The sequence below is a fragment of the Microbacterium sp. NPDC087591 genome, assembly GCF_044743625.1.
Taxonomy (GTDB): domain Bacteria; phylum Actinomycetota; class Actinomycetes; order Actinomycetales; family Microbacteriaceae; genus Microbacterium.
The window spans coordinates 937397-961989 of record NZ_JBIUWU010000001.1 but is presented as its reverse complement, the minus strand read 5'-3'; the positions used below and the strand labels follow the sequence as shown (position 1 = coordinate 961989).

Genomic DNA, 24593 nt, shown 5'->3' with positions numbered 1-24593 from the left:
CGCTGAGAGAACGAAGAGAGACGAAGTGAGCCTCACCATCGCACCCGCGGACGCCGCTCCGGCGTTCGCGAAGAAGCCCGGCGGGATCGGTCGCGCGCGCGAGTTCGGCATCCTCGCCGCTCTCGTGGTCGTCGTGATCGCCGCCACCGTGAAGAACCCGAACTTCCTGTTCAGCGCCGACGGCTGGCGCGACCTGCTGCTCACGCCGTCGATCCTCATGCTCGTCGCGGTCGGTCAGGCGATCGTGATCATCACACGCAACGTCGACCTCTCGGTCGGATCGGTCATGGGCCTGACGGCGTATCTGACGGGGCGGCTGTTCGTCGATGTGCCCGGCATCCCGATCGTGGTCGTGGTGATCGCCGCCGTGCTGCTCGGCGCCCTGCTCGGACTCGTGAACGGCGCGCTGGTCGCGTTCGCGAAGGTTCCGGCGATGGTGATCACCCTCGGCACGCTGTATGCCTATCGCGGCATCAACGTGCTGTGGACCGGCAGCGACCGCATCAACGCCTCCGACATGCCCAAGGACTTCCTCGGGCTCGGCACTCAGCAGATCGCGTTCATCCCCGTGCTGTCCATCGTCGCGGTGATCGTGCTCGCCGTCGCCGCCTGGTACCTGCGAAACACCCGGGGCGGTCGCGAGTACTACGCGATCGGATCCGACCCGGCAGCCGCAGAGCTGTACGGCCTCAAGGTCACCCGCCGGGTGCTCTCGGCGTTCGTCCTCTCCGGCGCACTCGCCGGGCTTGCGGGCGTCTTCTACGCGGCCCGCTACGGATCGATCAGCTCGCAGGCCGGCAGTGGCTGGGAGCTCGACGCGGTCGGCGCCGCCGTCATCGGCGGCATCGCGATCACCGGCGGGGTCGGAACGGTCTGGGGTGCAGCCATCGGCGCGATGCTCCTGATGACCATCAACCGTGCGCTGCCGATCCTCGGCATCCCGGACTTCTGGCAGCGCGCCGTGGTGGGCGTGCTCATCATCGGGGCCATCGTGCTCGACCGGGTGCTCGCGGTCAGACAGAGACGCCAGCTCATCGAGGCGAGGGACGAATCATGACCACGACAACGACGACCGCGTCGACGCGCGTCATCCGCGACTACGACCGTCCGCTCTGGCGTCGCATCTTCATCAACCGCGAGTTCGCGATCATCGCGCTCCTGGTGCTCGTGGCGATCGTCGCCGCCGTCTCCATCCGCGGGTTCGCGCAGCCGATCACCGCGAACTATCTGCTGCTCGACGTCGCACCGATCCTGCTGATCGCGTTGCCGATGACGCTCGTCATGATCACCGGCGAGATCGACCTCTCGGTCGGCTCCATGGTGGGACTCGCCAGCGTCGTGACGGGCGTGCTCACCCAGTCGGGCGCTCCCTTCGAGGTCGCGGCTCTCGCCGCTCTCCTGGTCGGGGTCGTCGGAGGGGCGTTCAACGGATTCCTCGTCACCGTCGTCGGACTGCCCTCGCTGGCCGTCACGATCGGTACGCTCGCGCTGTTCCGCGGGCTGGCGGTCGGGCTGCTCGGTACCACGGCGGTCACCGACTTCCCCGAGGCATGGACGGCTCTCGCGAAGGCGAAGATCGCCGGCACGACGATCCCGTACATCGTCATCCCGTTCCTGATCCTGCTCGCGCTGTTCGTGGTGCTGCTCCACTTCACCCCGTTCGGGCGTGGAGTGTTCGCGATCGGTCTGTCGAAGGATGCCGCGCGCTTCTCCGGCGTGAACGTCGAGCGCACGAAGTTCATCCTGTTCGTGCTCTCGGGTGTGGTCGCCGCGTTCGCGGGCATCTTCTACACGCTGAGATTCGGCAGCGCCCGCGGCGACAACGCCACCGGGCTCGAGCTCCAGGTGATCGCCGCCGTCGTGCTCGGCGGGGTCTCGGTGTTCGGCGGACGAGGACACCTGCACGGCGTCGTCGCCGCCGTGCTCCTGATCGGGGTGCTCGGCAGCAGCCTGCGCCTCGCCGGCGTCACCTCCGACGTCATCAACATCATCACCGGCGGTCTGCTGATCTTCTCGGTCGTCGCAGCCAGCGTCCTCGCCTGGGTGCAGCGCGTCCGTGCGAAGGCCGGTCCGCCGCCCCGCGTCGCAGCCTCTCCCGCACCATGAGGCAGCCTCTCATCGCCGGCACCCGCCAGCGGTGATCATCACGAAAGGAAGAACAATGACGTTTGCACGTAAGAAGATCGCTGCGTTCGCGGCGGTCGCCGTCGCCGCAGCGCTCGTGTTGAGCGGCTGCGCCGACACCGGCAGCGGCTCGGGCGGATCCACCGAGGGCGAAGGCGGCGGGTCCGACAACCTGTCGATCACGTTCCTGCCCAAGAACCTCGGAAACCCCTACTTCGACACCTCGAGCAAGGGCGGCAAGGCGGCCGTCGACGAGTTCGGCGGCACGTTCGCCGAGGTCGGCCCGGCAGAGGCGACGCCGGACGCACAGGTCAGCTACATCAACACCGCCACGCAGCAGGCTGTCGGTGCGCTCGTCGTGTCGGCCAATGACCCGAAGGCGATCTGCGACGCGCTGAACGAGGCACGCGACGCCGGCGTCAAGGTCGTCACCTTCGACTCCGACACCAACCCCGAGTGCCGCGACCTGTTCATCAACCAGGCCGACTCCGAGGGCATCGCCAAGGTTCAGGTCGACCTGATCGCCGACCAGATCGGTGGCGCGGGCGAGGTCGCGATCCTGTCCGCATCCGCCAACGCGACCAACCAGAACGCCTGGATCGACCTGATGAAGGAGTACGTCGCCAGCGAGTACCCCGACATCACGATCGTCGAGACCGTCTACGGTGACGACGACGACCAGACCTCGTTCGACAAGACCGCAGCGCTCCTGCAGAGCCACCCGAACCTGAAGGGCATCATCTCGCCCACCACGGTCGGAATCGCCGCTGCCGCACGCTACGTGTCGACCTCGGACTTCAAGGGCAAGGTCGCCATCACCGGTCTCGGCACGCCGAACCAGATGCGTGAGTACGTGGAGGACGGCACCGTCACCGCGTTCGCGCTGTGGAACCCGGCCGACCTCGGCTACCTGGCTGCCTTCGCCGCCAAGGCTCTGATCGAGGGCGAGATCACCGGCGCCGAGGGTGACACCTTCGAGGCGGGCGACCTCGGCGAGTACACCGTCGGAGCCGACGGCGTCGTGCTGCTCGGCGACCCGTTCGAGTTCAACGCCGACAACATCGGCGAGTTCGACTTCTGAGTCGAGCGCCTCTGAGGGGCGTCGGGGCTTCGGCCCCGGCGCCCCTTTCTCGTGCCGGCGGACGGTGACGGATGCCGGCGGGGGCAGCACCGGGATCAGCGCCGGCCAGCGCCGGTGGCGGCCGCCGTCAGGCCCGCGGGTCGAAGCGCTCCGGCTCGTGCGTCGCGGCGACGAGGGCGCGCAGCTCCTCGAGCGACGAGGGCGCCGCGCCCAGGGCGCGGGCCTGTACGAGCACGTTGCCCAGTGCGGTGGCCTCCACCGGCCCCGCGAGCACCGGCAGTCCGGTGCGGTCCGCAGTGGCCTGGCAGAGCAGGCGGTTCAGCGAGCCGCCCCCGACCAGGTGGATGCGGTCGAGTTCGCGGCCGGAAAGGTCGGATGCGGTCTGCACGGCCTGCGCGAATGCGCTCGCGATCGACTCCACGATCGACCGGGCGAACGCCGGCCGCGAGGCGGGGGCATCGACGCCGAGCAATGCCGCGATGCGTGCGGGCATGTCACCAGGCGCGCTGAGGCTGGGGTCGTCGGCATCGAAGAGCGGCACCTCGCCGCTCACCTCGGAGGCGGCGGCGAGGAGCGCGGGGAGGTCGATCGCCGAGCCGTCTTCCGCTTCCCACGCGCGCACGGTCTCGCTGAGCAGCCACAGCCCGGTGACGTTGTGCAGGAAGCGGTAGCGGCGGTCGACGCCGAGTTCGTGCGTGAAGTTGGCCTCGCGGGCGGCATCCGTCAGCACCGGCGCGGTGAGCTCGATGCCGACCAGCCCCCACGTGCCGCACGAGATGTACGCCGAGTGCGGCGTCGACAGGGGAGCGGCGACCACGGCGGATGCCGTGTCGTGCGAGCCGACCGCGATCACCGGCAGATCCTTGCCGATGCGCGCGGCCAGCTCGGGGCGCAGGCGGCCGACGGTCGCGCCCGGGTCGATCAACGTCGGCAGGATGCGCGAGGGGATTCCGAGTCGGTCAGCCAGCGCTGCGTCCCACTCGCTGTCCGCGACACCGAGCAGGCCGGTGGTCGAGGCGTTCGTGCGTTCTGCGGCGGCAGTGCCGGTGAGCAGGAACGCGAGGAGGTCGGGGATCAGCAGTGCGGTGTCGGCCTCGGCGAGGTGCGTCTCGACCCGGTACTGGTACAGCGTGTTGAACGGCAGGAACTGCAGTCCGTTGCGCGCATACAGCTCGGGGAAGGGCGCGATGGAGTGCACCTCCTCGACACCGCGGACGGTGCGCTCATCGCGGTAGTGGAAAGGCTCGGCGAGGAGCTCGCCGTCTTTCACCAGGCCGTAGTCGACGGCCCATGAGTCGATGCCGATGCTCTCGATGCCCGGCTCCCGGCGCACCGCCTCGGCGAGCCCGTCGAGCACGTGCTCGTACAGCGCGCCGAAGTCCCAGTGCAGGCCGTCCGCACGCTCGACAGGACCGTTCGGGAAGCGCGACACGAGTTCGAGGTCGAGCACGCCCTCGCCGATGCGCCCGATCATGATGCGTCCACTGCTCGCGCCGAGGTCGACCGCGGCGACACTGCGGGTGCTCATGCGAGTGCCGCGTCGTTCGTCGAGTGCACGGCATCCGCGCGAGTGCACGGGTCCGCAGCGTCGGCAGGTCGTGCACTCGACGCCAGGCCGTGCACTCGGTGGTGGTGCCGGCAGTGGTGGTGCCGGCAGTGGTGGGGGCTCATCGCAGGAAGGCCGCGGCGACGCCGGAGTCCACCGGGATGTGCAGACCCGTCGTGCGGCTGAGCTCGGGTCCGGTCAGCACGTACACGGCATCCGCGACGTTCTCGGGCACGACCTCGCGCTTGAGGATCGTGCGGTTGGCGTAGAACTGACCGAGGTCCTCTTCGGCGACACCGTAGGTCGCGGCGCGGTTCGCGCCCCAGCCCGAGGCGAAGATGCCGGAGCCGCGGACGACGCCGTCGGGGTTGATGCCGTTGACGCGGATGCCGAACTCGCCGAGCTCGACCGCGAGCAGACGCACCTGGTGCGCCTGGTCGGCCTTGGTCGCGGAGTAGGCGATGTTGTTCGGGCCGGCGAAGACCGAGTTCTTCGACGAGATGTAGATGATGTCGCCGCCGAGCTTCTGGTCGATGAGCACACGCGCGGCGGCCTTCGACACGAGGAACGAGCCCTTCGCCATGACGTCGTGCTGCAGATCCCAGTCCTTCTCGGTGGTCTCGAGCAGCGGCTTCGAGAGCGAGAGGCCGGCGTTGTTGACGACGAGGTCCACGCCGCCGAACGCGAGTACGGCGTCGTTCAGAGCCGCCTGGATCGCGTCGGCATCCGCCACGTTCGCCGCGACGCCGATCGCGACGTCGGTGCCTCCGAGCTCCGCCGCGGCGGCCTGCGCCTTCTCGAGGTCGAGGTCGGCGATGACGACGCAGGCACCCTCGGCCGCGAGACGAGTGGCGATGGCCTTGCCGATGCCGGACGCGGCGCCGGTCACGAACGCGATGCGCCCTTGGTGCGACTTCGGCTTCGGCATCCGCTGCAGCTTGGCCTCTTCCAGCGCCCAGTACTCGATGCGGAACTTCTCGGCGTCGGAGATGGGGGAGTAGGTCGAGAGCGACTCGGCGCCGCGCATCACGTTGATCGCGTTGACGTAGAACTCGCCGGCCACGCGCGCCGTCTGCTTGTTCGCGCCGTACGAAAACATGCCGATGCCCGGCACCAGCACGATGAGCGGGTCGGCACCGCGGATGGCCGGAGACTCGGCGGTCGCGTGCGCGTCGTAGTACGCCTGGTAGTCGGCGCGGTACTCGGCGTGCAACTCGTGCAGGCGGGCGATCTGCTCCTCGGCGGTCGCGGTCGCGGGGAGGTCGAGGATCAGCGGCTTGACCTTGGTGCGCAGGAAGTGGTCAGGGCAGCTGGTGCCGAGGGCGGCGAGCTCGGGAGCGCGCTCCGAGGCGAGGAAGTCGAGCACGACGTCGGAGTCGGTGAAGTGGCCGACCATCGGCTTGTCGGTCGAGGCGATGCCACGGATGGTGCCGGCCAGGGCGGCGGCGCGCTCGCGGCGCTCGGCTTCCGGCAGGGCTTCGAATCCGGTGCGGACTGCGCCGAACGGGTCGGCCTTGCCGTTCTCCTGGATGTACGAGGCCGCGGTGTCGATGATCCACAGCGAGTTCGCCTCAGCCTCTTCCGAGGTGTCGCCCCACGCGGTGATGCCGTGTCCGCCGAGAATGCAGCCGATCGCCTGCGGGTTCTTCGCCTTGATCGCGGCGATGTCGAGTCCGAGCTGGAAGCCGGGGCGGCGCCACGGCACCCACACGACCTTCTCGCCGAAGATCGTCGAGGTCAGATCCTCGCCGTCAGCGGCGGTCGCGATCGCGATGCCGGAGTCCGGATGCAGGTGGTCGACGTGCGCGGCATCCACGAGTCCGTGCATCGCGGTGTCGATCGACGGCGCGGCCCCGCCCTTGCCGTGCAGGCAGTAGTCGAACGCTGCGACCATCTCGTCTTCGCGGTCGAGGCCCGGGTACACGTCGACGAGGGCGCGCATGCGGTCCAGACGCAGCACCGCGAGGCCCTGTTCGGTGAGCGTGCCCAGGTCGCCACCCGACCCCTTCACCCACAGCAGCTCGACCGGCTGCCCGGTCACCGGGTCGGTCTCGGTGCCCTTCGCCGATGTGTTGCCGCCGGCGTAGTTGGTGTTCTTCGGGTCGGCGCCCAGGCGGTTGCTGCGCGCGATCAGAGCGGCGGCGGTCGGGTTCGTCATCAGAGTCGTGTCCTTGGTTCGATCAGGCAGAGGGGGAGAGGATGCGCGCCGCGAAGCGCTCGATGGAGGCGGCCGCCGCACTGTGCTCCGGCCGGTTGAGGTGGCCATGGGTGGTGCCGTGCTCGGTGGATACGTCGACCTCGACACCGGCGGCGCGCAGCGTTCGGGCGAAGTCTTCACCGGAGACGCGCAGCTCGTCGACGCTGCCGTTGATCATGATCGTCGCAGGGAAGCCGACGAGCTCGGCCACCGACGCTGTTCCGGGAACCGCGTAGATGTCGGCGGAGTCCACCGGGCCACCGAGGTAGTTCTCGTACATGCCCCGCACGGCCTCGGGGGAGAAGAGGTCTGCGGACGGGTCCGCGTCGAGCGCAGCCCGCAGCGCGGCGTCAGGCGTCGACTGCACGGCGTGCAGCGTCGGGTAGGCGAGCACGGCGAGTGCCGGAACGGGGCCGTCACCGTGCACCAGCCGCAGCGCAGCGCCCGCCGCGAGGTTGCCGCCGGCGCTCGCGCCGCCGAGCGACCAGGGGCCGAGGGCGAGCCCGGAATCCACCGCCCAGCGGAACGCGAACTCGATCTCCTCGGAGGCGACCGGATAGTGAACTCCGTCGCGGGGGCTGCTCCCGGCGTCCGCGGCCCAGGCAGCGGGGAGAGGGGCGAGGGCGTAGTCCACCGACACCACGGTGATCCCGCGCTCGGCGAAACTGTGCGCGACCCAATCCGCCTCGGGCATGTCGAGATCCCCGCCGGCGAACCCACCGCCGTGCACCCAGACCAGTCCGGGGCCGGCAGGCTCCGGCGCGGCATAGACGCGCAGTCCGAGCGGACCGTGCGGACCTGCGACGACGATGTCGGTCATCGGCTCAGGCACCCCAGCCGGCCTGCACGCCGCCCACACGGTCGGCGGCGATCTGCTGCTGGTAGCCCGATGCCGCGTACGCCGCCATCGGGTCGCTCGCGAGGCCGCGCGACTCGCGCCACTCGGCGAGGGCGGGGCGCACGTCGGTGTAGAACGCGTCCATGAAGACGGCGTTCGCGGCGAGCACGTCGCCGGACTTCTGCGCGGCGGTGAGCGCGTCGCGGTCGACCAGCAGCGCACGCGCCGTCATCTCCTGCACGTTCAGCACGGAGCGGATCTGGCCGGGGATCTTGTCCTCGACGTTGTGGCACTGGTCGAGCATGAAGGCGACGTCGGGGTTGTTCAGGCCGCCTCCGCGCACGACCTCGAACAGGATGCGGAACAGCTGGAACGGGTCGGCAGCGCCGACGATGAGGTCGTCATCGGCGTAGAAGCGCGAGTTGAAGTCGAAGGAGCCGAGCTTGCCGAGGCGCAGCAGCTGCATCACGATGAACTCGATGTTGGTGCCGGGCGCGTGGTGGCCGGTGTCGAGGCAGACCATGGCCTTGTCGCCGAGCGAGCTCACCTGTGCGTAGGAGGTGCCCCAGTCCGGAACGTCGGTGTGGTAGAACGCCGGCTCGAAGAACTTGTACTCGAGCACCAGGCGCTGGTCGTCGCCGAGGCGGGCGTAGATCTGCTGCAGCGACTCCTGCAGGCGGTCCTGGCGGCCGCGCAGGTCGGCCTGCCCGGGGTAGTTCGAGCCCTCGGCCAGCCAGATCTTGAGGTCGCGGCTGCCGGTGGCGTCCATCACGTCGATGCAGGCGAGGTGGTGGTCGATCGCCTTCTGGCGGATGGCGGCGTCTTCGTGCGTCAGGGCGCCGAACTTGTAGTCGTCGTCCTGGAAGGTGTTGGAGTTCACGGTGCCGAGCTCGACACCCAGGTCCTCGGCGTGCCTGCGCAGGTCGGAGTATGAGTCGACAACGTCCCACGGGATGTGCAGCGCGACGGACGGGGCGAGCGCCGTGTACTTGTGCACCTGGGCTGCGTCGGCGATCTTCTCCCACGGGTCGCGCGGCGTGCCCGGCGTGCCGAAGACCTTGAAGCGGGTGCCGGAGTTGCCGAACGCCCAGCTGGGGAGCTCGATGCCCTGCTGCTCGAGAGCGGAGAGGTGTTCGGGGGAGAGGATGCTCACGATGCGCTGCCTTCTGAGTCGGTGTGGGGTGCGGAGTCGGTGTCGGATGCGGCGTGCTCGCCTCCGGCGGCGAGCTGATCTTCGAGGTGGAACACCTCGGAGAGCGGAGCGGCGGCCTGGTCGGGGCGGCCGTCGAGCCCGGCGAAGAAGCGGCTCATCTCGGCTTCCCACCGCGCGGCGACGGGGGATGCTGCGAGATACGCCTGGGCGGCGGCGTCGTCATCGGTCTCGTAGTAGCCGATGAGCGTGCCGTGGTCGCCGAGGAAGAGCGAGTAGTTGCGACGGCCGGCGGCGGCGATCTCCGCCAGCATCTCCGGCCACACCGGCGAGTGCCGGGCGAGGTACTCGTCGAGCAGCTCGGGGCGCACCTGGAGCTGGAAGGCGACGCGGGTCATGTCACATCTCCGTCGAAGGAATGAATCGTTTCAAAAGTCGGTCGTGATCGACGATAAGCGATACGTTGACGGCTGTCAAGGTGGCGTGAGACGCTGGATGGGCGTGCCGAGATGATCCGTTTCACCGCGCATCTCGAGAGGGCGGCAAGGAGTTCCATGGCGGTCAACGTGCGCGAGGTCGCCGAAGATGCAGGAGTGTCCGTCGGTACCGTCTCGAACGTGCTGAACCGACCCGATAAGGTGTCCCCGGCCACGGTCGCCCGCGTGCAGGCATCGATCGCACGACTCGGGTTCGTTCGCAACGACGCAGCCCGGCAGCTGCGGGCAGGACGCAGCAGGACCATCGGTCTCGTCGTGCTCGACATCCGCAACCCTTTCTTCGCCGAGATCGCCCGGGGGGCGGAGGAGCGCGCCGATGAACACGGCCTCTCCGTGCTGATCGCCAACAGCGACGAGCAGCAGCAGCGGGAGCTGATGCACCTCGACCTCTTCGAGGAGCAGAGGGTCGCCGGTGTGCTCGTGACCCCGCTGAGTGAGGCATCGCCCCAACTGGCGCAGATCCGCGACCGGGGCACTCCGGTCGTGCTGGTCGACCGCGAGTCCGTCGATGGGGCGTTCGCCGCCGTCTCCGTGGACGACGCCGAGGGCGGCCGGCTCGCGACAGAGCACCTGCTCGCGCTCGGACGCCGCCGTATCGCCTTCGTCGGAGGGCCGGCGTCTCTGCGCCAGGTGTCCGATCGCCAGGCGGGGGCGAAGGCCGCAGCGGACGCGGCGGGTGCGGCGCTCGACTTCATCGCGACCACGGTGCTCAGCGTCGAGGAGGGGCGCCGGATCGGGCGGCACATCCTGGAACGGGAGCCTGCGGACCGCCCCGACGCGATCTTCGCCGCCAACGATCTGCTCGCCCTCGGCATCCTGCAGAGCCTGGTGATGACGGGCGACGCCCGCGTGCCGCAGGACATCGCGCTGATCGGGTACGACGACATCGACTTCGCCGCCGCCGCCGTCATCCCGTTGAGCTCGGTGCGCCAGCCGGCCGCTCTCATCGGATCGACCGCCGTCGACCTGCTGCTGCGGAGCCAGGGTGAGGATGCGCCGGTGCGAGAGCACGTGCTGTTCCGCCCCGAGCTCATCGCGCGGGCCTCCACGCTCGGATCCTGAGCACGCGTCACTCCGCCCGCACCCGGGTCAGGGGCTCGCGCTCGCCCGCCGTCTGACCGCGATCTCGGTCGGGATGCCGCGGGAGAACAGCAGCGACAGCAGGCTGATCAGGATGAGCCCGAAGAACGACACCCGCAGCGACGACAGCTGCGAGTCGCGATAGATGTGCGCGAGGGTGCTCGCGTCCTCGTCGCTCAGACCCGCGTCCTCCGCGATCGTCGTGACGGTGCTCGCCGGGACGATCGTGACGCCGTTTTCGGTGGCCGCGCTGATGGTGGCCCTGGTCTCGGCCGGGAGGTCGCTGTGCGCCACGCCCGAGGCGAAAGACGTCGACAGCGCACCGATCAGGATCGACCCGATGAGCGCGGTGCCGAGCGACGAGCCGAGGTTCTGGAAGACCCCCTGGAGTCCGCCCACCTCGCTGGTCTGCGACTCCGAGACGCTCGACATGTTCACGTTCCCCAGCTGCGATGCCAGGAGTCCGAGCGCGCTGCCGGCGAGGAACATCCCGACGGCGAAGAGTCCGCTGCGCAGGTCGCTCGTCGCAGAGCCCAGCAGCACGACGGCGCTGACCACGAGCAGCACCTGGCCCATGCGGACGATCGCACGCGGCGTCATCCGATGCGACAGCCGCGTGCCGACGATCGAGAACAGCACCAGCGACACCGACAGCGGGAAGATGCGGATGCCGGTCTCCAGGGCGTCGAGCCCGAGGGTCATCTGCAGGTAGACCGGCACCATGAAGAACAGCCCCGCGGTCACCGCGTACTGCGCGCCGAGCACGGACAGGCCACTGCGGAGCGAGGTGATCGAGAACATCCGCACGTCCACGAGGGGCGCGCGATCCTGCTCGGCCAGACGGCGTTGGCGGATGACGAACACCGCGATGAGGACCCCGCCGAGCGTCATGAACCAGGCGCTCATCGAGATCCCCAGGGGCGCGACGGGGACGCCGCCGATCTCGGGCGTGGCCAGCGGAACGATCCAGCCCCAGGTCTTGCTCTGGAGCATGCCGTACACGACGAACACCAGCCCGACCGAGGAGAGCACGACGCTCAGGACGTCGATGCGCGCGCTCTGCCTGGTGCCGGCGTCGGTGATGATCCGTGCGCAGGCCACGACCGCGAGCATGATCACCACCTCCGCCACGAACACGTAGCGCCAGTCGAAGTACGTCGTCACCGCCCCGCCGATCAGCGGACCGGCCGCGACCGCCGCTCCCGACACCGCGCCGATGATCGCGAACGCGGTGACGCGGTCGGCGCCGCGGTAGTTATCGGCCACCAGGGCGGCGATCGCGGGGATCACGAGCACGGCGCCGAGTCCTTCGATCACGGACCAGCCGAGGAAGAGGAACTGCACGTTCGGGCTCAGAGCGGTGATCAGCGAACCGACCGCATAGATGCACGAGCCCACCACGAACGCCCGGCGGCGCCCCCAGACATCGCCGAGCTTGGCGCCGAGCAGCATGAACGCCGCCATGGTCAACGTGTAGAAGGTGATGGCGGCCTGCATGGCGGAGACGCTCGTGTCGAGATCGGTGACGACGGTCGAGATCGACACGTTCATCACGGTGCCGTCGAGCACCATCACGAATTGCGCGCATCCGAGCACCCCGACGACGGTCCACTTCTTCACGGCGTGTCCTTCTGGCTGCGCAACGCGTCGTGTGCCGTGGCCGGACCGCTCGCGCCCCGCATGATGCGGGCGACGGCCGTGATGAGGAAGAACTGTCCCGTGATCGCCTCGGCGACCGCCACGGTCTGGGCGCCGGTGCTCACCGGCACGAGGTTGCCGTAGCCGGTGGTCGTCAGGGTGGTGAACGAGAAGAACACCTGATTCGCGAGCGAATCCCCCTCGGCGCCGTCGAAGATCGGGGCGGATGACGTCAGCGAGAGCAGGTTCAGGGCGAAGGCGAAGAAGAGCCCGACGAGCACGTAGGCCGTGATCGCGGCGAGCAGTGCTTCGAGGTTGAGTCCTCGACGCGTCGCCTGATGACCGATGATCACCGCGGGCGCCACGAGGAGGGCGAGCATCGACGCGGATGAGAGCACCACGTCGAGCGCATGCCCCTCGGCGCCGAGCAGTGTGGCCACGATCGTCGCAACCGCCGCGACCGAGAGCACGGCCCAGGCGACGTGCTGCACGAACGGGCGCGCATCGGTGACGCGGAACACGACGGCGACCGTCGCGAGGATCACGAGGAACGCGACCGGGTTCGGATCGGTGGTGCGCTGTCTCGCGCACAGCGCATAGCAGGCGATGAGCAGCGCGAGGAGCACCGTGTAGCCGATCGTGCGCGCCCCGTCGGCGCGGAGACGTGTGACGAACCGCCGCCGCGCCCGGTCGCGGAGCGCGGGCGCGCTCACGGCTCTACCTCCGTGGCGGGGAACGACGGCAGGCGCCCCGATACCACCGCGCGTCGGAAGTCGCCGAAGTCGCGCTCGTTCTGATCGGCATACGAATGCGCGAAGGCGCTGATCGCCCTCTCGAACGCATGGCCGCGCCCCAGATACCCAGCGATCTCGAGCCGATCGCCGCTGCGCGCGTGGGCGCGGGCGAGCGTCTCGCCGCAGACACGCGCGTACAGCGCGGCGCCGCGCGGCGTCATCGTCAGAGGATCGATCCCGCCCTTCCAGTCGTGGAGCTGACGGAGGTAGAAGTCCCTGGTGCGCCCGTCGAGTCCCGTGACCTGTTGCCATCCGAGGAAGATGTCGCTGGACGCCTGCATGGCGCGCTGCCCCTCCACCACCCGCTCGCCCTCGTTCGCCTGCGTCCCCGGACCCAGGAAGCGCTCGAGCACCGAGGGCTGTGCCTCCTTCGCCTGCAGCAGCAGTGGATCGCCGTCGTCGCGGCCGCTGAGGAGGATGACCCACGCGCGGGTGCCCACGCTGCCGACCCCGACCACTTTGCGCGCCATATGGCGATACCGGTACTCGGACAGCGGGTGCCGCCGTCCGGGAAGGGTCTGCCGGTACGAGTCGAGCATCTCGCGCATGGCCGTGGCATCGTCGACGGAGCCTTCGGCCTGCGCGATGAGGTCCTCGACCGGCACGATGAGCGGAGGGTCGGCGAGGATCCGCAGCTGCCCGTCCACCACGCCGACCAGCTTCGCGAAGGCACGCATCCGGTCGCGTTTGCGCGCCTTCTTCAGGGCGATGTCGAGTCGTTCCACCGCCTCGTCGTCCGCACGGCGTCGGGAGCGTTCCGCGCGGATGCGCTGGCGCGCGCGGTCCGCGTCGAAACGGTCGTACCAGGCGTCGAGGACCGGTGCATCCGCTGCTCGGCGAATCGTGACCTCGTACCCCCGCACCGCGGAGGTGACGCACTCGCCGATCTCCTGCGGGGTGAAGTCCCGCAGTCGTCCGGCCACTGCGAAGCTCGCTGCGAGACGCTTGAGATCCCACTCGAACGGGCCGGGGAACGTCTCGTCGAAGTCGTTCATGTCGAAGATGAGCTGCCGCTCCGGTGTGCCGAACAGGCCGAAGTTCGACAGGTGCGCGTCGCCGCAGAGCTGCACCGTGACGCCGCTGTGCGGTGCGCTCGCGAGGTCGGACGCCATCAGCAGGGCGGCTCCGCGGAAGAACGCGAACGGTGACTCGGACATCCGCGCGTACCGCAGGGGAACCAGCTCTGGGACGCGGGTCGCTGCCTGCTCCTCCAGCAGCGCGACCGGATCGGCACGATCCTGCGGCGGCATCCAGGGACCGTGCGCTGACCGGGGAACACGGGCTCTGCCCTCGCGCCCTCTGTTCCTGCGCGCGACGAAGCTCGGGGCGACCGGATCGGGCGCGTCGAGGTCGTGCGCGTCCCTGTTCGCCCCGGCGGTCACGTCAGCTCCCCTGACCTGCGGCGGCGGCACCCACCGGCGGCTCGTCGGATTCCTCTGCTGCGGTATCGACCTCCGCAGGCGGCCGCTCCGCGAGCTCCAACAGCAGCACGACCAGCGCAGCGAGCACCAGCGTCCAGATCACGAGGCTCGGCGTCAGCGGCCGCACCAGCAGCACCACCGCTGCGCCGATCGCCGCGACCACGACACGCAACAGAGTACGTTGCGCATACAGCCACCGGCCGACGCGGCCCGTCGTCACCCCGTGACGCTCCCACCCCGCGCGCAGCCGTGCGGCACCGGCGTTGGTCGCGGCGCGCAGCCGGGTGGGCACGGCGAAGGGGCCGCTGAACCAGACGACGACGGCGACCACGAGGGAGAGGACCAGCACGGCGATGGCCGTATCGCGCATCGCTCCGGTGAAGGTCTCGAACATCACGCCCCCGGCGTCGGGAGGTACCGGCCCCGAGCGCATCGCGGCGTCGAAGAAGACGCGACCGATCGCGAATCCGGCGAGCAGGATCACCATGGACCCGGCCAGTGCGAGGGCGGCCGTGATCCCGGCCGTCCAGCGGCGATGCGCGGCGATGACTCCGGCGGCGAGCAGCAGGAGCGAGATCCACGGCAGCCACACGCCCGCCGCCACCGCGAGTCCGTAGGTGAGCTGCACCGTCGGGAGGGCATCGGAGGTCGCGACGACGATCGTGCGATCGACCGTCGGGATCGCCGCAGCGAAGCCCACGCCGCGCTCGACCAGTGCGTCCTTCACGGCGTCGATGATCGGCGCGAGCTGGATGCCGATCGTGCCTTCGGCGCCCAGGTCGAGCGCCACGGTCGTGTCATTCTGCAGCGCGCCGGTGAGCTGGGCATGGCTCACCCGGAGAGCGGAAGCCCACACGTTCGCGAACGCCTCCGATTCCACGAACCTCGCGACGACGGTGGCGACGAGGGACTGGAGGCCCTGACTCGCCGGCCCCTTCAGCAGCTCCAGCGCGCGGGTCGCCCTGTCGCCGGTCCCGAGGTCGATGATCCCGTCGATCACATCGGACGTCAGAGTCGGGATGTCGACCTGCTCGTCGATCACCGCGATCACCTGGGTCGTGATGAGCGACTGGATGGCGGGGTCATCGGCCAACGGTGCGTAACTCGCGACGAATCGTTCGGTGTCGGTCAGCTGCACGTTCGCCCAGGTGGCGACGACGGCGACCGGCGCGAGCAGAGCGCCGAGCGTGATCAGCACCGTGGCCAGGAGCGTGCGTCCCCAGGTGCGACGGGGGCGTCGTTCCCCGGGGGCGTCGGATGCCATGTCGGCCCGCAGTGCCGCGTTCTCCGCCTCCAGTGCTCGCAGTCGCTGCTGCAGCTCCTCCGTCGTCGAGGCCATCCGGTGCTCCGATCCGTGAGTCGGCGGGATCAGGGCCAGTATGGCAGGGCGTGAGGGCGATGAGAATGGCCCGTGGTTCGATCGTCCCGTTCGAACCCGTTATGATGGCTAGGTGCATCCGTGCTTTCGGGTCGGATGCCTGGAGACGTCGCATAGTCCGGCCGAGTGCACCACCCTGCTAAGGTGGAGTCCCCGCAAGGGGACCAGGGGTTCAAATCCCCTCGTCTCCGCACGTAGCCCTCCTCAACGGAGAAGCCTCATTTCGGTGGGGCCTCCTCCTGTTCGCAATCGCTCTGAACAGGTATTCGATCAGTCCTGCCAGATGACGGCCCGGGATCTCCCCGCGGCTCGCCCGGACAGGTCGGGAGAGAAGTTCACCCGATGTCGAGGTCGCGCACGGCCTCATCGAATCGCTCGAAGTGCGCGTCGACCGACTGCATCGCGAGTCGAGGGTCCTGTGATTGGACGCCTTCGAGGATGCCCTCGTGCACGTCGACCGTGAGCTCATGATGGTGCGGGATGCGTTCGAGCACCTTCCGGCGCTCGGCGAAGGAGCGGCGCAGCGGCACGCTGAGCGCGTCGGCGAAGAACTCGATCGAGCTGTTCCCTGACGCGCGCATGAGGGCGGCGTGGAAGTCGAAGTCGGCCTGTTCGACCTCCGCGCTCGACGGCTCGGCCCGGATGACGTCGAGCGCGAGCTGCATGCGCGCGACGTTCAGCCGGTCGATCCGCTGCGCTGCTTCGCCTGCGGCCTGACGCTCGAGCGCGATGCGCACCGACAGCAGTGACTCGGTCGTGTGATCCGTGAGTCGGAGGCCGATGTCGAGAGCATCACCCCAGCGCCTCGCGTCCAAGGGCTGCACGAACGTGCCGTGCCCTTTTCTCCGTCCGACGACGCCGAGGGCCTCCAGCAGGGTGAGTCGATCGCGCAGCAGAGTGCGCGACACTCCCAGCTCTTCCGCGAGTGAGCGTTCGTTCGGGAGGCGGCCGCCGAGTCCGGTTCGCACGATCAGATCGATGAGAGAGCGGGTGATGGGGTCCTGCTCGTCGAGCACCGGGAGTGCGGGTGCTGTCGCGCGGTCGGGGAGGTCCGGAGTCATCGCGGCCTCCTCGCGATCGAAATGGGCACGAGCCCGAGGGTAGCAAGCGAGGTCGCGTCGCGTGTGCGTAATTGGTAGTACCTGAGATTGGAAAGGTATGATAACTTCGCTGGATCATGTTGTCCCTTGCCGTGAAGCCCAGCGTCGGGCCCGAGCCGATCGCCTCGCTGTGAGCAGCGAACGGGTGGTCGGCGGTGCACCGCGCTTCGCGGGAAAGACCGTGCTGCTTCTCGGGGGTGGCCTCGACGCCGACGGCTCGCACTCCAATGGCAGCGCCGCCGCCGTGTCCTACGCGCGCGAGGGTGCCCGAGTCGTCGTGGTCGATCGCGTCGAGGCGGCCGCCGAGGAAGCGGTCGCCCTCATCCATGTCGACGGCGGGCAGGCATCCGCGCTGATCGGCGACGTCACCGACGAAGACGACGTGCGGCACGTCGTCGAGGCGACGACAGCGGCCCACGGACGCATCGACGTGCTCCACAACAATGTCGGCGCCACACTCATGGGCCTGCCGCCCGCACTCAGCCTCGATGCGTGGAACTCCGCTCTGTCCGTCAACCTCAACTCCGTCTTCCTGAGCTGCAAGTACGTGCTCCCGGTGATGGTGTCGCAGGGGGCGGGTGCCGTCGTGAACATCTCGTCACTTGCCGCGTCCCGCGATACGGGCTACCCCTATCCGGCCTACAGCGCCTCGAAAGCGGCCGTCAATCAACTGACCGCGACGCTCGCGTTGCACTACGCCAGAGACGGCATACGGGTCAACGCCGTCGCGCCCGGCCTCATCGAGACGCCCCTCATGTATCGCCAGATCTCCTCGCAGTATGCGACGGGACAGGAGATGCGCGACGCCCGCAACGAGATGAGTCCGACCGGTCACATGGGCACTCCGTGGGACGTGGCCGAAGCCGCGCTCTTCCTGGCCTCGGATGCCGCGCACTTCATCAACGGCGTGATCCTCCCGGTCGACGGTGGCCAGCACATGCGTTCGCACTGACAATCAAGGAAGACAGCAGGAGGCTCGACGATGAGTACATTCACGACCAACGACGGCGTGTCACTGGACTACCGCGACACGGGCGGCGACGGCGTCCCCCTGGTGATGCTGCACGGGTGGGGACAGACGCAGGAGATGTTCCGGCACCAATCCGACGGATGGGGGACCACTCGGCGGATCATCACGCTGGACCAGCGCGGGCACGGGCGATCCGAAAAGCCGCATCACGGCTACCGGATCGCGCGATTCGCGCAGGACTTCGCGGACCTCCTCGACCATCTCGAGCTGGATGTCGTCGATGTGCTCGGATGGTCGATGGGGGTCTCCGTGCTCTGGAGTCACATCGACCAGAGGGGCACGGGGCGCATCCGCAGGTTCGTCGCCGTCGATCAACCGGCGGCCGTCGCCGCCGTTCCGTGGCTCACCGAGGCAGAACAAGCAGAGAGCGGTGCGATCTTCGGCGTCGACGGACTTCTGGAGCTGGGGGCGCAGTTGAGCGGTCCCGATGGGTCCGCCGTCACCGAGGCGTTCGTACGCAGCATGTTCTCCGGAGAGCCCGATGCGGAGGTCTGGGGCCTTGTGGCGCAGGAGATCACGACCGTCCCCGCCTACGCGGGCGTTCCGCTGCTCTTCGATCACGCCGCCCAGGACTGGCGTGATGTTCTTCCGCGGATCGATCGCCCGACGCTCGTGATCGGCTGCGAAGGGAGTCATGTGAACCCGGATTCGCAGCGATACATCGCCGAGAGGATTCCGGATGCGCGGGTGCACATCTTCCCGCGGGAGGTCGCGAACTCGCACTTCCCGTTCCTGGAGAACCCTGCGGCCTTCAACGCGCTCGTCGAGGAGTTCCTGAACGCCGGGTGACGGCAACTGTTCACACGGACTGCGCCGGCGACACGAACGCAGGGGGCGAGCACCTCGATCTGCGCAAGCGCGGGATGATGGACGCGTGACAGCGAAGGCGAATGCAACCGGGCGTCCCCGGCAGACGACACATGACGAGATCAGGCGCGTCGCGTTCGACGGCCGGGGGCGCCCCGAGGAAACCGTCGTGCTCGCGACCTCGACCGGGCACAGCGACTTCTACCTCCTTGCCGGGGAGGACGTGATGGCGTCGCGCGCCGGCCTCGGCGGTACGGCGAGCCCTGACGTGCGCTCGGACATGACGTGGCTCGAGAAGCCGGGCGGCGGGGCGGTCTTCAGTGTCGGGTCGATCTGCTTCCTCGGGTCGCTCTCGCACGACGGCTACCACAACAGCAGCTCCAGGGTCGTCGCCAATGCGCTCGACGAGATGCTGTCACGGCCGGGGCGGCGGGTGGCGTCGCGGCCATCGTAGACAGGCCCTTCCTGCCGGTGGCTGCTATCGCCCTGCGCCTGGCGTCGTGCTCACGGTCCCATCGCCGGTTCTGAGCCGGAAGAGCGGCACGAAGTCGGGGTCGACGATCGCCGGTCGTCGCAGGCTGAACGCGGAGATGTCGTGCTCGGTGCGGCCGACCGTGAGCAGGTCGGCGAGAATGCGTCCGACCAGGCTCGCGAACTTTCCGGCGTGCCCCGCGCCGTTGAACACGGCGACGTGGGGGTGATCCGGCACCGTGTCGAGCACGAAGTCGCGGTCGGCGGGCATGTCGTACACGCAGGTCTTGCTCAGCAGCAGCGGTCCGTCGGCGTCCGGCAGATGCGCGCGGAGGAAGGCCCGGAGCCTCTCCGGCTCCTCGTCGTCCGGGACGAACGACCGCTCCGACGGGGAGATGAAATGGCCGCGCATGTCGCGCGCAAGCTTGACGGCCGCTTCGCCGTACACGGGGAATCCGTAGTGCACCTCGTCGCTGTGGTGGATCCAGATGGGAAAGCGGTCGGGAGTGAAACGGGCGAGATTCCGCGAGGAGAAGTACCCCACCTGCTCCTGGCTCAGTGTGAGCGCGAAGGACAGGCCGAGATCGGGCATGAGATCGGCCAGCCAGGATCCGGCGGCGACGACGAGGTGGCCGCCGTCGAACGATCCGTCCGACGTCGAGACGGTGACCCCGTCGGTGTCGACACGCACGCCGGTCACGACGACCCCGGAGCGGAACTCCACCCCGGCGGCGCGCGCGAGTGACACGTGGGCGGACACTGACCGGCGGATGTCGAGGATGCCGGCATCCGCCTGATGGATCCCGATCGTGTCGTCCGACACGTTCCACTGCGGGTACTGGGCCCGGATGTCGTCGATCGTCAACTCGTCGTAGCGGATGCCGGCGGCATCCATCGCTCGTCGGTATTCGTCGATCTCCGCCGCGCCGGAGGTGTTCGCGGCCGCGAGGTCGATGCCTCCCGTCTGCGTGTACACCTTCAGGCCGGAGCGCTCCTCGACTTCTGCCCATGCTGCGAACATCGCGTCGGTGAGCTTCGTGTAGTCGTCGCGATGATAGGCACGACGGATGATCCGGGAGTGGTCGCCGGAGGATCCGAGGGCATGACCGAGTTCGAACTGCTCGAGCACGAGCACACGTTCTGCGCCCGCCCGCGCCAGCCAGTAGGCGGCGGCGGAACCGATGGCTCCGGCGCCGATGACGATATGCGAATAGCCGTGGTTCACGTCGTTCCTTTCTCCCGAGGCTCCTCGAGCGGGGCCATCGCGAACGATCCGATGAAGCGCTCGGCCGCGGCATCCACCTCCTCGGACGGGCTCAAAAGCCGCTGCAGCAGCAGCCCGCGTACGCAGGCGATGGCGATGAGGCTCCGCTGCGCGGCCTCCGCCGAGCCGAGCCCTTCGCGGCAGGCTGCCGCGCGGAGGAGGTGGGTGAGGTCATCGAGGTCGGCGACGAAGCCGTCGAACGCCCCGCGCTCGTACACCGCCAAGCCGATCAGGTGGAAGAAGGCGCGGGTGCGCTCCTCATGCTCGGTGTTGGCGTAGAACCCCCAGATGGCGCGGAGCATGTCGACGAAGCCGAGGTCGTCGCCGGTCGCCGCGATGACGAGGTTGTCGCGGCGACGCGCCTCTGACAGCACGGCGCTGAGCAGACCCGGTCGTGATCCGAAGTGATAGGTCAGCAGCGTGTGATGCACGCCGAGACGCTCTGCCACCTGCCTCATCGACAGGTTCGGGCTCGGCCCGGTCTCGCCGAACTCGTCGAACAGCGCCTGCAGGAGACGCACCTTTCCTTCGCCGACCGATGCTCGCATGGTTCCTCCGTTGACACCTTCACCACTGTTGAGTACGGTATCGTACACCGAACTCACCACTGTTTAGGACACGGCTGTTCTCCGGAAGGGAGGCTGCATGGCCGAGATCTGGTTCGCCGGCGGCGTCATCGCGGATGGGTCCGGCGCAGAGCCTTCCGCCGCGGACCTGTGCGTCGAGAACAACATCATCACGCGGATCGGTGCCGCGCCCGCCGGAGCGGAGATCGTCGATCTCGATGGGATGCTGCTGACGCCCGGATTGATCGACGCGCACGTGCACCTCGGACTCTCCAGCCCCATCCGCGCGCAGTTCGGGTTCCAGCTGTCGACCGCCGAGATCGCCGCCGACATCTTCGCCACCGCGAGCCGCACCCTCGACGCCGGCTTCACCACGGTGCGCGACACCGGCGGCATCGACGGAGGAGTCGTCGACGTCATCGCGAAGGGCAAAGTGCGCGGTCCCCGAGTCCTGTCGTGCGGCCCCGTGCAATGTCAGACCGGCGGGCACGGCTACTACGGTGCCGCGTGGGAGCCGACCGAGCTGTGGGAGGAGCACCACATCCCCGGCCTCGCCGCCCTGTCGCTCATGTCGGGCAACGCCGACGAACTCAGGCGCAATGTGCGCGAGTCGTTCCGTCGCGGCGCGACGTTCCTGAAGCTGTGCGTCACGGGCGGCGTCGTCGGAGGCCATGACCGTCTGGACGACACCCAGTTCACGACGGCGGAGATCGCGGTCGCGGTGGAGGAGGCTGCGGCACGGGGCACGTATGTGACCGTGCATGCGCACAACAACGCCGGCATCCGCAACGCCGTGAGAGCGGGCGTGCGGTGCGTGGAGCACGGCACCGACATCGACGAACCGACCGCACGGCTGATGCGGGAGCACGACGTGGCGCTCGTCCCCACCTTCGCGGTGATCGACCAGGTGCTGGACCCCGAGAGCTCTCTGGACGTCGATCCCTCGGCGCGCGAGCGCATCGCCGGTACCCGGCGGCGCATGGTCCAGGCTCTGCGGATCTCGCGCGAGACCGGCCTGAGGATCGGGCTCGGCTCCGACCTGCTCGGTTCGGGCCAGCATCGCCGCGGAGAGGAACTGCGTCTGCGCGCCGAACTGGAGTCGCCCATGCAGGCGCTCGTCTCGGCCACGAGCGTCAACGCCGACATCCTCGGCATCGGCGACACGGTCGGGATGCTCCGGGTGGGCATGGCCGCCGACATCGTCGCCTGGAAGCGGAGTCCGCTCGACGACCCCCGCATCTTCGCAGATCCGGACATGGCCGCCTTCGTCGTGAAGGACGGCCACATCATGAAGGGAGACACCCAGTGAGCGCGATGCTGAACGGCTGCTTGGCCGACACGGAGTACCTCGAGGTCACGGCGCGATCGGGGCATCGCTACGCCGTCTGGGTCACGACACCTCCCGGTTATGCGGAGTCCAGCGATCCCCTGCCGCTGATCTACGTGGTGGACGGCAACTGGGCTGTCGGCCTGACCGCCCCACTCATCGTCACCCAGGCGGATCCTTATCTCGCCATCGGACCCTACATCCAGGTCAGCGTCGGGTACGCCGGCGAAGAGGCCGAACAGTGGGCACAGCTCCGCAATCGCGATCTCGTGCCCCCGGGAGAGCCCGTCAGCGAGCAGATGCTGACGACGCTCACGTCCGCCCGCGATTCCGGGGCCATGACCCAGGAGCACATGGATGCCTACCTCGCCCACCTGGCAGACACGCACGCCGACGTGTTCCTGTCGTTCCTGACCGAGGAGCTGCATCCGCTCGTGCAGTCGAAGGTACGGGTCAGCGAAACCGGGCACGGTCTCTTCGGGTACTCCTACGGAGGCCTCTTCGCGCTCTACGCGTGGCTGCAGGAAACGTCTCCGTTCGCGACGTTCGGTGCCGGCAGCCCGGGTGTCGCCGCCACGGACAGCCAGGTGTTCCCATTGATCGCCGCGTTGCCAGAGCACGGTCCGGATGCCGCTGCCCGGCGCCTGCACGTCACGCTGAACGAAGCCGAACTGCTCGGGGCGATTCCGATCTATCGCGAGATCGGTCGCAACCTGCTCACGGTCGTGGAGGAGCTGGACGCGAAGGGGCGCGCGGGAGAGGTCACCAAGGCCCTCCTGCACGAGACCCATCTCACCGGGCTGCAGGCATCGTTCCTCAGCTATCTGAAGACATGTCACACGCGCTCGTGATCCGTCGGTGGCGGCGGTGAGCGTCAGCGGGGCCGCGCTTCTCTCCGATCTGGCGGAGGTCCTCGCCGCCGACCGGCTGACGACGGATCCGGATGTGCTGGCGGGGTATGCGCACGATGACGCCGAATGGGCGGAGTGGTCGCTGCCGGTCTGTCTTGTGCGTCCGCGCACGCCTGAAGAGGTGCAGGTCGTGGTCCAGGCGTGCCTGCGTCACCACACACCTGTCGTCGCCCGCGGAGCGGGAACCGGGCTCTCGGGCGGCGCCAACGCCGTCACCGGTTGCGTCGTGATCTCGCTCGAGCGGATGGATGCCGTGCTCGAGGTGGACGAGCTCGAGCGCCTGGCGGTCGTGCAACCCGGCGTCGTGAACGACGACCTCCGCACGCGCGTCGCGGCGCACGGGCTCTGGTATCCCCCCGATCCGGCGAGCTCGCCCTGGTCGACGATCGGCGGCAACGTGGCGACGAACGCCGGTGGCGTGTGCTGCGTGAAGTACGGCGTCACCGGCGACTACGTGCTCGGGATGCAGGTCGTGACCGGAACGGGAGAGCTGGTCCGGCTGGGACGCCGCACCGCGAAGGGCGTCGCGGGCTACGACCTCACGCGTCTTCTCGTCGGGTCCGAGGGCACGCTCGGCATCGTCACCGAGATCACCGTGCGACTCCGACCGATGCGCCCGCCGGAGCAGACGGTCGCGGGGTTCTTCGATTCGCTCGTCGCCGCAGGGGAGGCCGTGCGCGAGGTCGCGGCGGCCGGCCTCACCCCGTCGGCACTCGAGCTGATCGACCGGAACTGTCTGCGGGCAGTCGACGACTGGAAGAAGATGGGGCTCTCGGACGAAGCCGCGGTCGTCCTGCTCGGACGCGTAGACTCTCCCGGCGCTGCGGGAGAGGAGGAGGCGGCGGCGTTGCTGGCGGCCTTCGAGCGGGGTGGCGCGACGTGGGCTGACCGCAGCACGGACGAGGCCGAGGGGGAGGCGCTCTTCGCGGCACGTCGACTGGCGTATCCGGCGCTCGAACGCCTCGGCCCCGTGCTCACCGAAGATGTGTGCGTCCCGAAGGGAGCGGTGCCGGAGATGCTCGGCCGCATCGAGTCCATCGGGCTGGCGAACGACGTGCTCATCGCCAACATCGCGCACGCCGGCGACGGGAACCTGCATCCGCTTCTCGTCGTCCCCGCCGGGGATGACGATGCCCGCGCTCGGGCGGAGAACGCGTTCACCGAGATCATCGACGCCGCACTCTCTCTCGGAGGCACGGTCACCGGCGAGCACGGCGTCGGCCTGCTCAAGCGCGCCGGACTCCTCTCCGAGCTCTCGCCCGCTGTGGCCGAGATGCATCGAGCGGTCAAGGCGGCCCTCGACCCCGCCGGGATACTCAACCCCGGCAAGGTCGTCGGGTGACCAGCGGATCCGGGGTACTTTCTGAGAGTGA

At 69.0% G+C, this 24593-nt stretch carries 22 protein-coding genes and 1 tRNA gene; 11 read left to right on the top strand and 12 right to left on the bottom strand.

Annotated features, from left to right (window positions below):
* Window positions 1–25: 25 nt before the first annotated feature.
* The 3 genes from ACIOVG_RS04530 to rhaS are packed head-to-tail and all read left to right on the top strand — an operon-like array spanning window position 26 to window position 3205.
* Window positions 26–1057 (top strand): ABC transporter permease, encoded by a 1032-nt coding sequence (locus ACIOVG_RS04530; RefSeq protein WP_400869468.1) that lies wholly within the window; start codon window positions 26–28, stop codon window positions 1055–1057.
* Complete coding sequence (locus ACIOVG_RS04525) at window positions 1054–2106, top strand: ABC transporter permease (RefSeq protein WP_400869465.1); 1053 nt, start codon at window positions 1054–1056, stop codon at window positions 2104–2106. Before ACIOVG_RS04530 ends, ACIOVG_RS04525 begins: the two co-directional genes overlap by 4 nt.
* A gap of 55 nt (window positions 2107–2161) precedes the next feature.
* Window positions 2162–3205: a rhamnose ABC transporter substrate-binding protein gene (gene rhaS / locus ACIOVG_RS04520; protein WP_400869462.1), complete on the top strand. Its 1044-nt coding sequence runs from the start codon at window positions 2162–2164 to the stop codon at window positions 3203–3205.
* Between the two features lie 127 nt (window positions 3206–3332).
* On the opposite strand, the gene ACIOVG_RS04515 is transcribed toward rhaS, so the two are convergent.
* From ACIOVG_RS04515 to ACIOVG_RS04495, 5 genes are all read right to left on the bottom strand, one after another.
* Entirely contained in the window at window positions 3333–4733 is a 1401-nt protein-coding gene (locus tag ACIOVG_RS04515; RefSeq protein ID WP_400869460.1) for a rhamnulokinase family protein, read from the bottom strand.
* A 139-nt stretch (window positions 4734–4872) separates the two neighbouring features.
* Window positions 4873–6909 carry a bifunctional aldolase/short-chain dehydrogenase gene (locus tag ACIOVG_RS04510; RefSeq protein ID WP_400869457.1) on the bottom strand — a complete coding sequence of 679 codons (2037 nt, stop codon included), beginning with the start codon at window positions 6907–6909 and terminating at the stop codon, window positions 4873–4875.
* 22 nt (window positions 6910–6931) lie between these two features.
* Entirely contained in the window at window positions 6932–7768 is an 837-nt protein-coding gene (locus ACIOVG_RS04505; RefSeq protein WP_400869455.1) for an alpha/beta hydrolase, read from the bottom strand.
* 4 nt (window positions 7769–7772) lie between these two features.
* Complete coding sequence (gene rhaI, locus ACIOVG_RS04500) at window positions 7773–8939, bottom strand: L-rhamnose isomerase (protein ID WP_400869453.1); 1167 nt, start codon at window positions 8937–8939, stop codon at window positions 7773–7775.
* Complete coding sequence (locus ACIOVG_RS04495; RefSeq protein WP_400869451.1) at window positions 8936–9334, bottom strand: L-rhamnose mutarotase; 399 nt, start codon at window positions 9332–9334, stop codon at window positions 8936–8938. The genes rhaI and ACIOVG_RS04495 overlap by 4 nt, the downstream gene beginning before the upstream one ends.
* A gap of 156 nt (window positions 9335–9490) precedes the next feature.
* Here ACIOVG_RS04495 and ACIOVG_RS04490 point away from each other — a divergent pair, with 156 nt between their 5' ends.
* The gene (locus ACIOVG_RS04490) at window positions 9491–10495 is read left to right on the top strand and encodes a LacI family DNA-binding transcriptional regulator (protein WP_400869448.1); all 1005 of its coding nucleotides are present in this window, start codon (window positions 9491–9493) and stop codon (window positions 10493–10495) included.
* Between the two features lie 27 nt (window positions 10496–10522).
* Here ACIOVG_RS04490 and ACIOVG_RS04485 read toward each other — a convergent pair whose 3' ends face one another.
* From ACIOVG_RS04485 to ACIOVG_RS04470, 4 genes are all read right to left on the bottom strand, one after another.
* Window positions 10523–12133: an MFS transporter gene (locus ACIOVG_RS04485; protein WP_400869445.1), complete on the bottom strand. Its 1611-nt coding sequence runs from the start codon at window positions 12131–12133 to the stop codon at window positions 10523–10525.
* The gene (locus tag ACIOVG_RS04480) at window positions 12130–12864 is read right to left on the bottom strand and encodes an ion channel (protein ID WP_400869442.1); all 735 of its coding nucleotides are present in this window, start codon (window positions 12862–12864) and stop codon (window positions 12130–12132) included. The genes ACIOVG_RS04485 and ACIOVG_RS04480 overlap by 4 nt, the downstream gene beginning before the upstream one ends.
* Complete coding sequence (locus ACIOVG_RS04475; RefSeq protein WP_400869440.1) at window positions 12861–14195, bottom strand: DUF2252 domain-containing protein; 1335 nt, start codon at window positions 14193–14195, stop codon at window positions 12861–12863. The genes ACIOVG_RS04480 and ACIOVG_RS04475 overlap by 4 nt, the downstream gene beginning before the upstream one ends.
* A 133-nt stretch (window positions 14196–14328) precedes the next feature.
* Window positions 14329–15705, bottom strand: coding sequence for a hypothetical protein (locus ACIOVG_RS04470; RefSeq protein ID WP_400869437.1), 1377 nt, complete (start codon window positions 15703–15705; stop codon window positions 14329–14331).
* 141 nt (window positions 15706–15846) lie between these two features.
* Between ACIOVG_RS04470 and ACIOVG_RS04465 the strand changes: the two genes are divergently transcribed.
* Window positions 15847–15935: transfer RNA gene (locus ACIOVG_RS04465), tRNA-Ser, on the top strand.
* 144 nt (window positions 15936–16079) lie between these two features.
* On the opposite strand, the gene ACIOVG_RS04460 is transcribed toward ACIOVG_RS04465, so the two are convergent.
* Window positions 16080–16805, bottom strand: a complete 726-nt coding sequence (locus ACIOVG_RS04460) for a FadR/GntR family transcriptional regulator (RefSeq protein WP_400869435.1) — start codon at window positions 16803–16805, stop codon at window positions 16080–16082.
* Window positions 16806–16974: 169 nt separating this feature from the next.
* Between ACIOVG_RS04460 and ACIOVG_RS04455 the strand changes: the two genes are divergently transcribed.
* From ACIOVG_RS04455 to ACIOVG_RS04445, 3 genes are all read left to right on the top strand, one after another.
* Complete coding sequence (locus ACIOVG_RS04455; RefSeq protein ID WP_400869433.1) at window positions 16975–17796, top strand: SDR family NAD(P)-dependent oxidoreductase; 822 nt, start codon at window positions 16975–16977, stop codon at window positions 17794–17796.
* A gap of 30 nt (window positions 17797–17826) precedes the next feature.
* Window positions 17827–18663 carry an alpha/beta fold hydrolase gene (locus ACIOVG_RS04450; protein WP_400869431.1) on the top strand — a complete coding sequence of 279 codons (837 nt, stop codon included), beginning with the start codon at window positions 17827–17829 and terminating at the stop codon, window positions 18661–18663.
* A gap of 85 nt (window positions 18664–18748) precedes the next feature.
* Complete coding sequence (locus tag ACIOVG_RS04445) at window positions 18749–19135, top strand: N,N-dimethylformamidase beta subunit family domain-containing protein (RefSeq protein ID WP_400869430.1); 387 nt, start codon at window positions 18749–18751, stop codon at window positions 19133–19135.
* Window positions 19136–19159: 24 nt separating this feature from the next.
* Here the strand turns inward: ACIOVG_RS04445 and solA are convergent, their stop codons facing one another.
* Window positions 19160–20377 (bottom strand): N-methyl-L-tryptophan oxidase, encoded by a 1218-nt coding sequence (solA, locus tag ACIOVG_RS04440; RefSeq protein WP_400869428.1) that lies wholly within the window; start codon window positions 20375–20377, stop codon window positions 19160–19162.
* Entirely contained in the window at window positions 20374–20964 is a 591-nt protein-coding gene (locus ACIOVG_RS04435; RefSeq protein ID WP_400869425.1) for a TetR/AcrR family transcriptional regulator, read from the bottom strand. The genes solA and ACIOVG_RS04435 overlap by 4 nt, the downstream gene beginning before the upstream one ends.
* 97 nt (window positions 20965–21061) lie before the next feature.
* Here ACIOVG_RS04435 and ACIOVG_RS04430 point away from each other — a divergent pair, with 97 nt between their 5' ends.
* The 3 genes from ACIOVG_RS04430 to ACIOVG_RS04420 are packed head-to-tail and all read left to right on the top strand — an operon-like array spanning window position 21062 to window position 24562.
* Window positions 21062–22291 carry an amidohydrolase family protein gene (locus ACIOVG_RS04430; protein WP_400869423.1) on the top strand — a complete coding sequence of 410 codons (1230 nt, stop codon included), beginning with the start codon at window positions 21062–21064 and terminating at the stop codon, window positions 22289–22291.
* 5 nt (window positions 22292–22296) lie between these two features.
* Window positions 22297–23160 carry an alpha/beta hydrolase gene (locus ACIOVG_RS04425; protein WP_400872677.1) on the top strand — a complete coding sequence of 288 codons (864 nt, stop codon included), beginning with the start codon at window positions 22297–22299 and terminating at the stop codon, window positions 23158–23160.
* Window positions 23161–23176: 16 nt separating this feature from the next.
* Entirely contained in the window at window positions 23177–24562 is a 1386-nt protein-coding gene (locus tag ACIOVG_RS04420) for an FAD-binding oxidoreductase (RefSeq protein WP_400869421.1), read from the top strand.
* Window positions 24563–24593 lie beyond the last annotated feature (31 nt).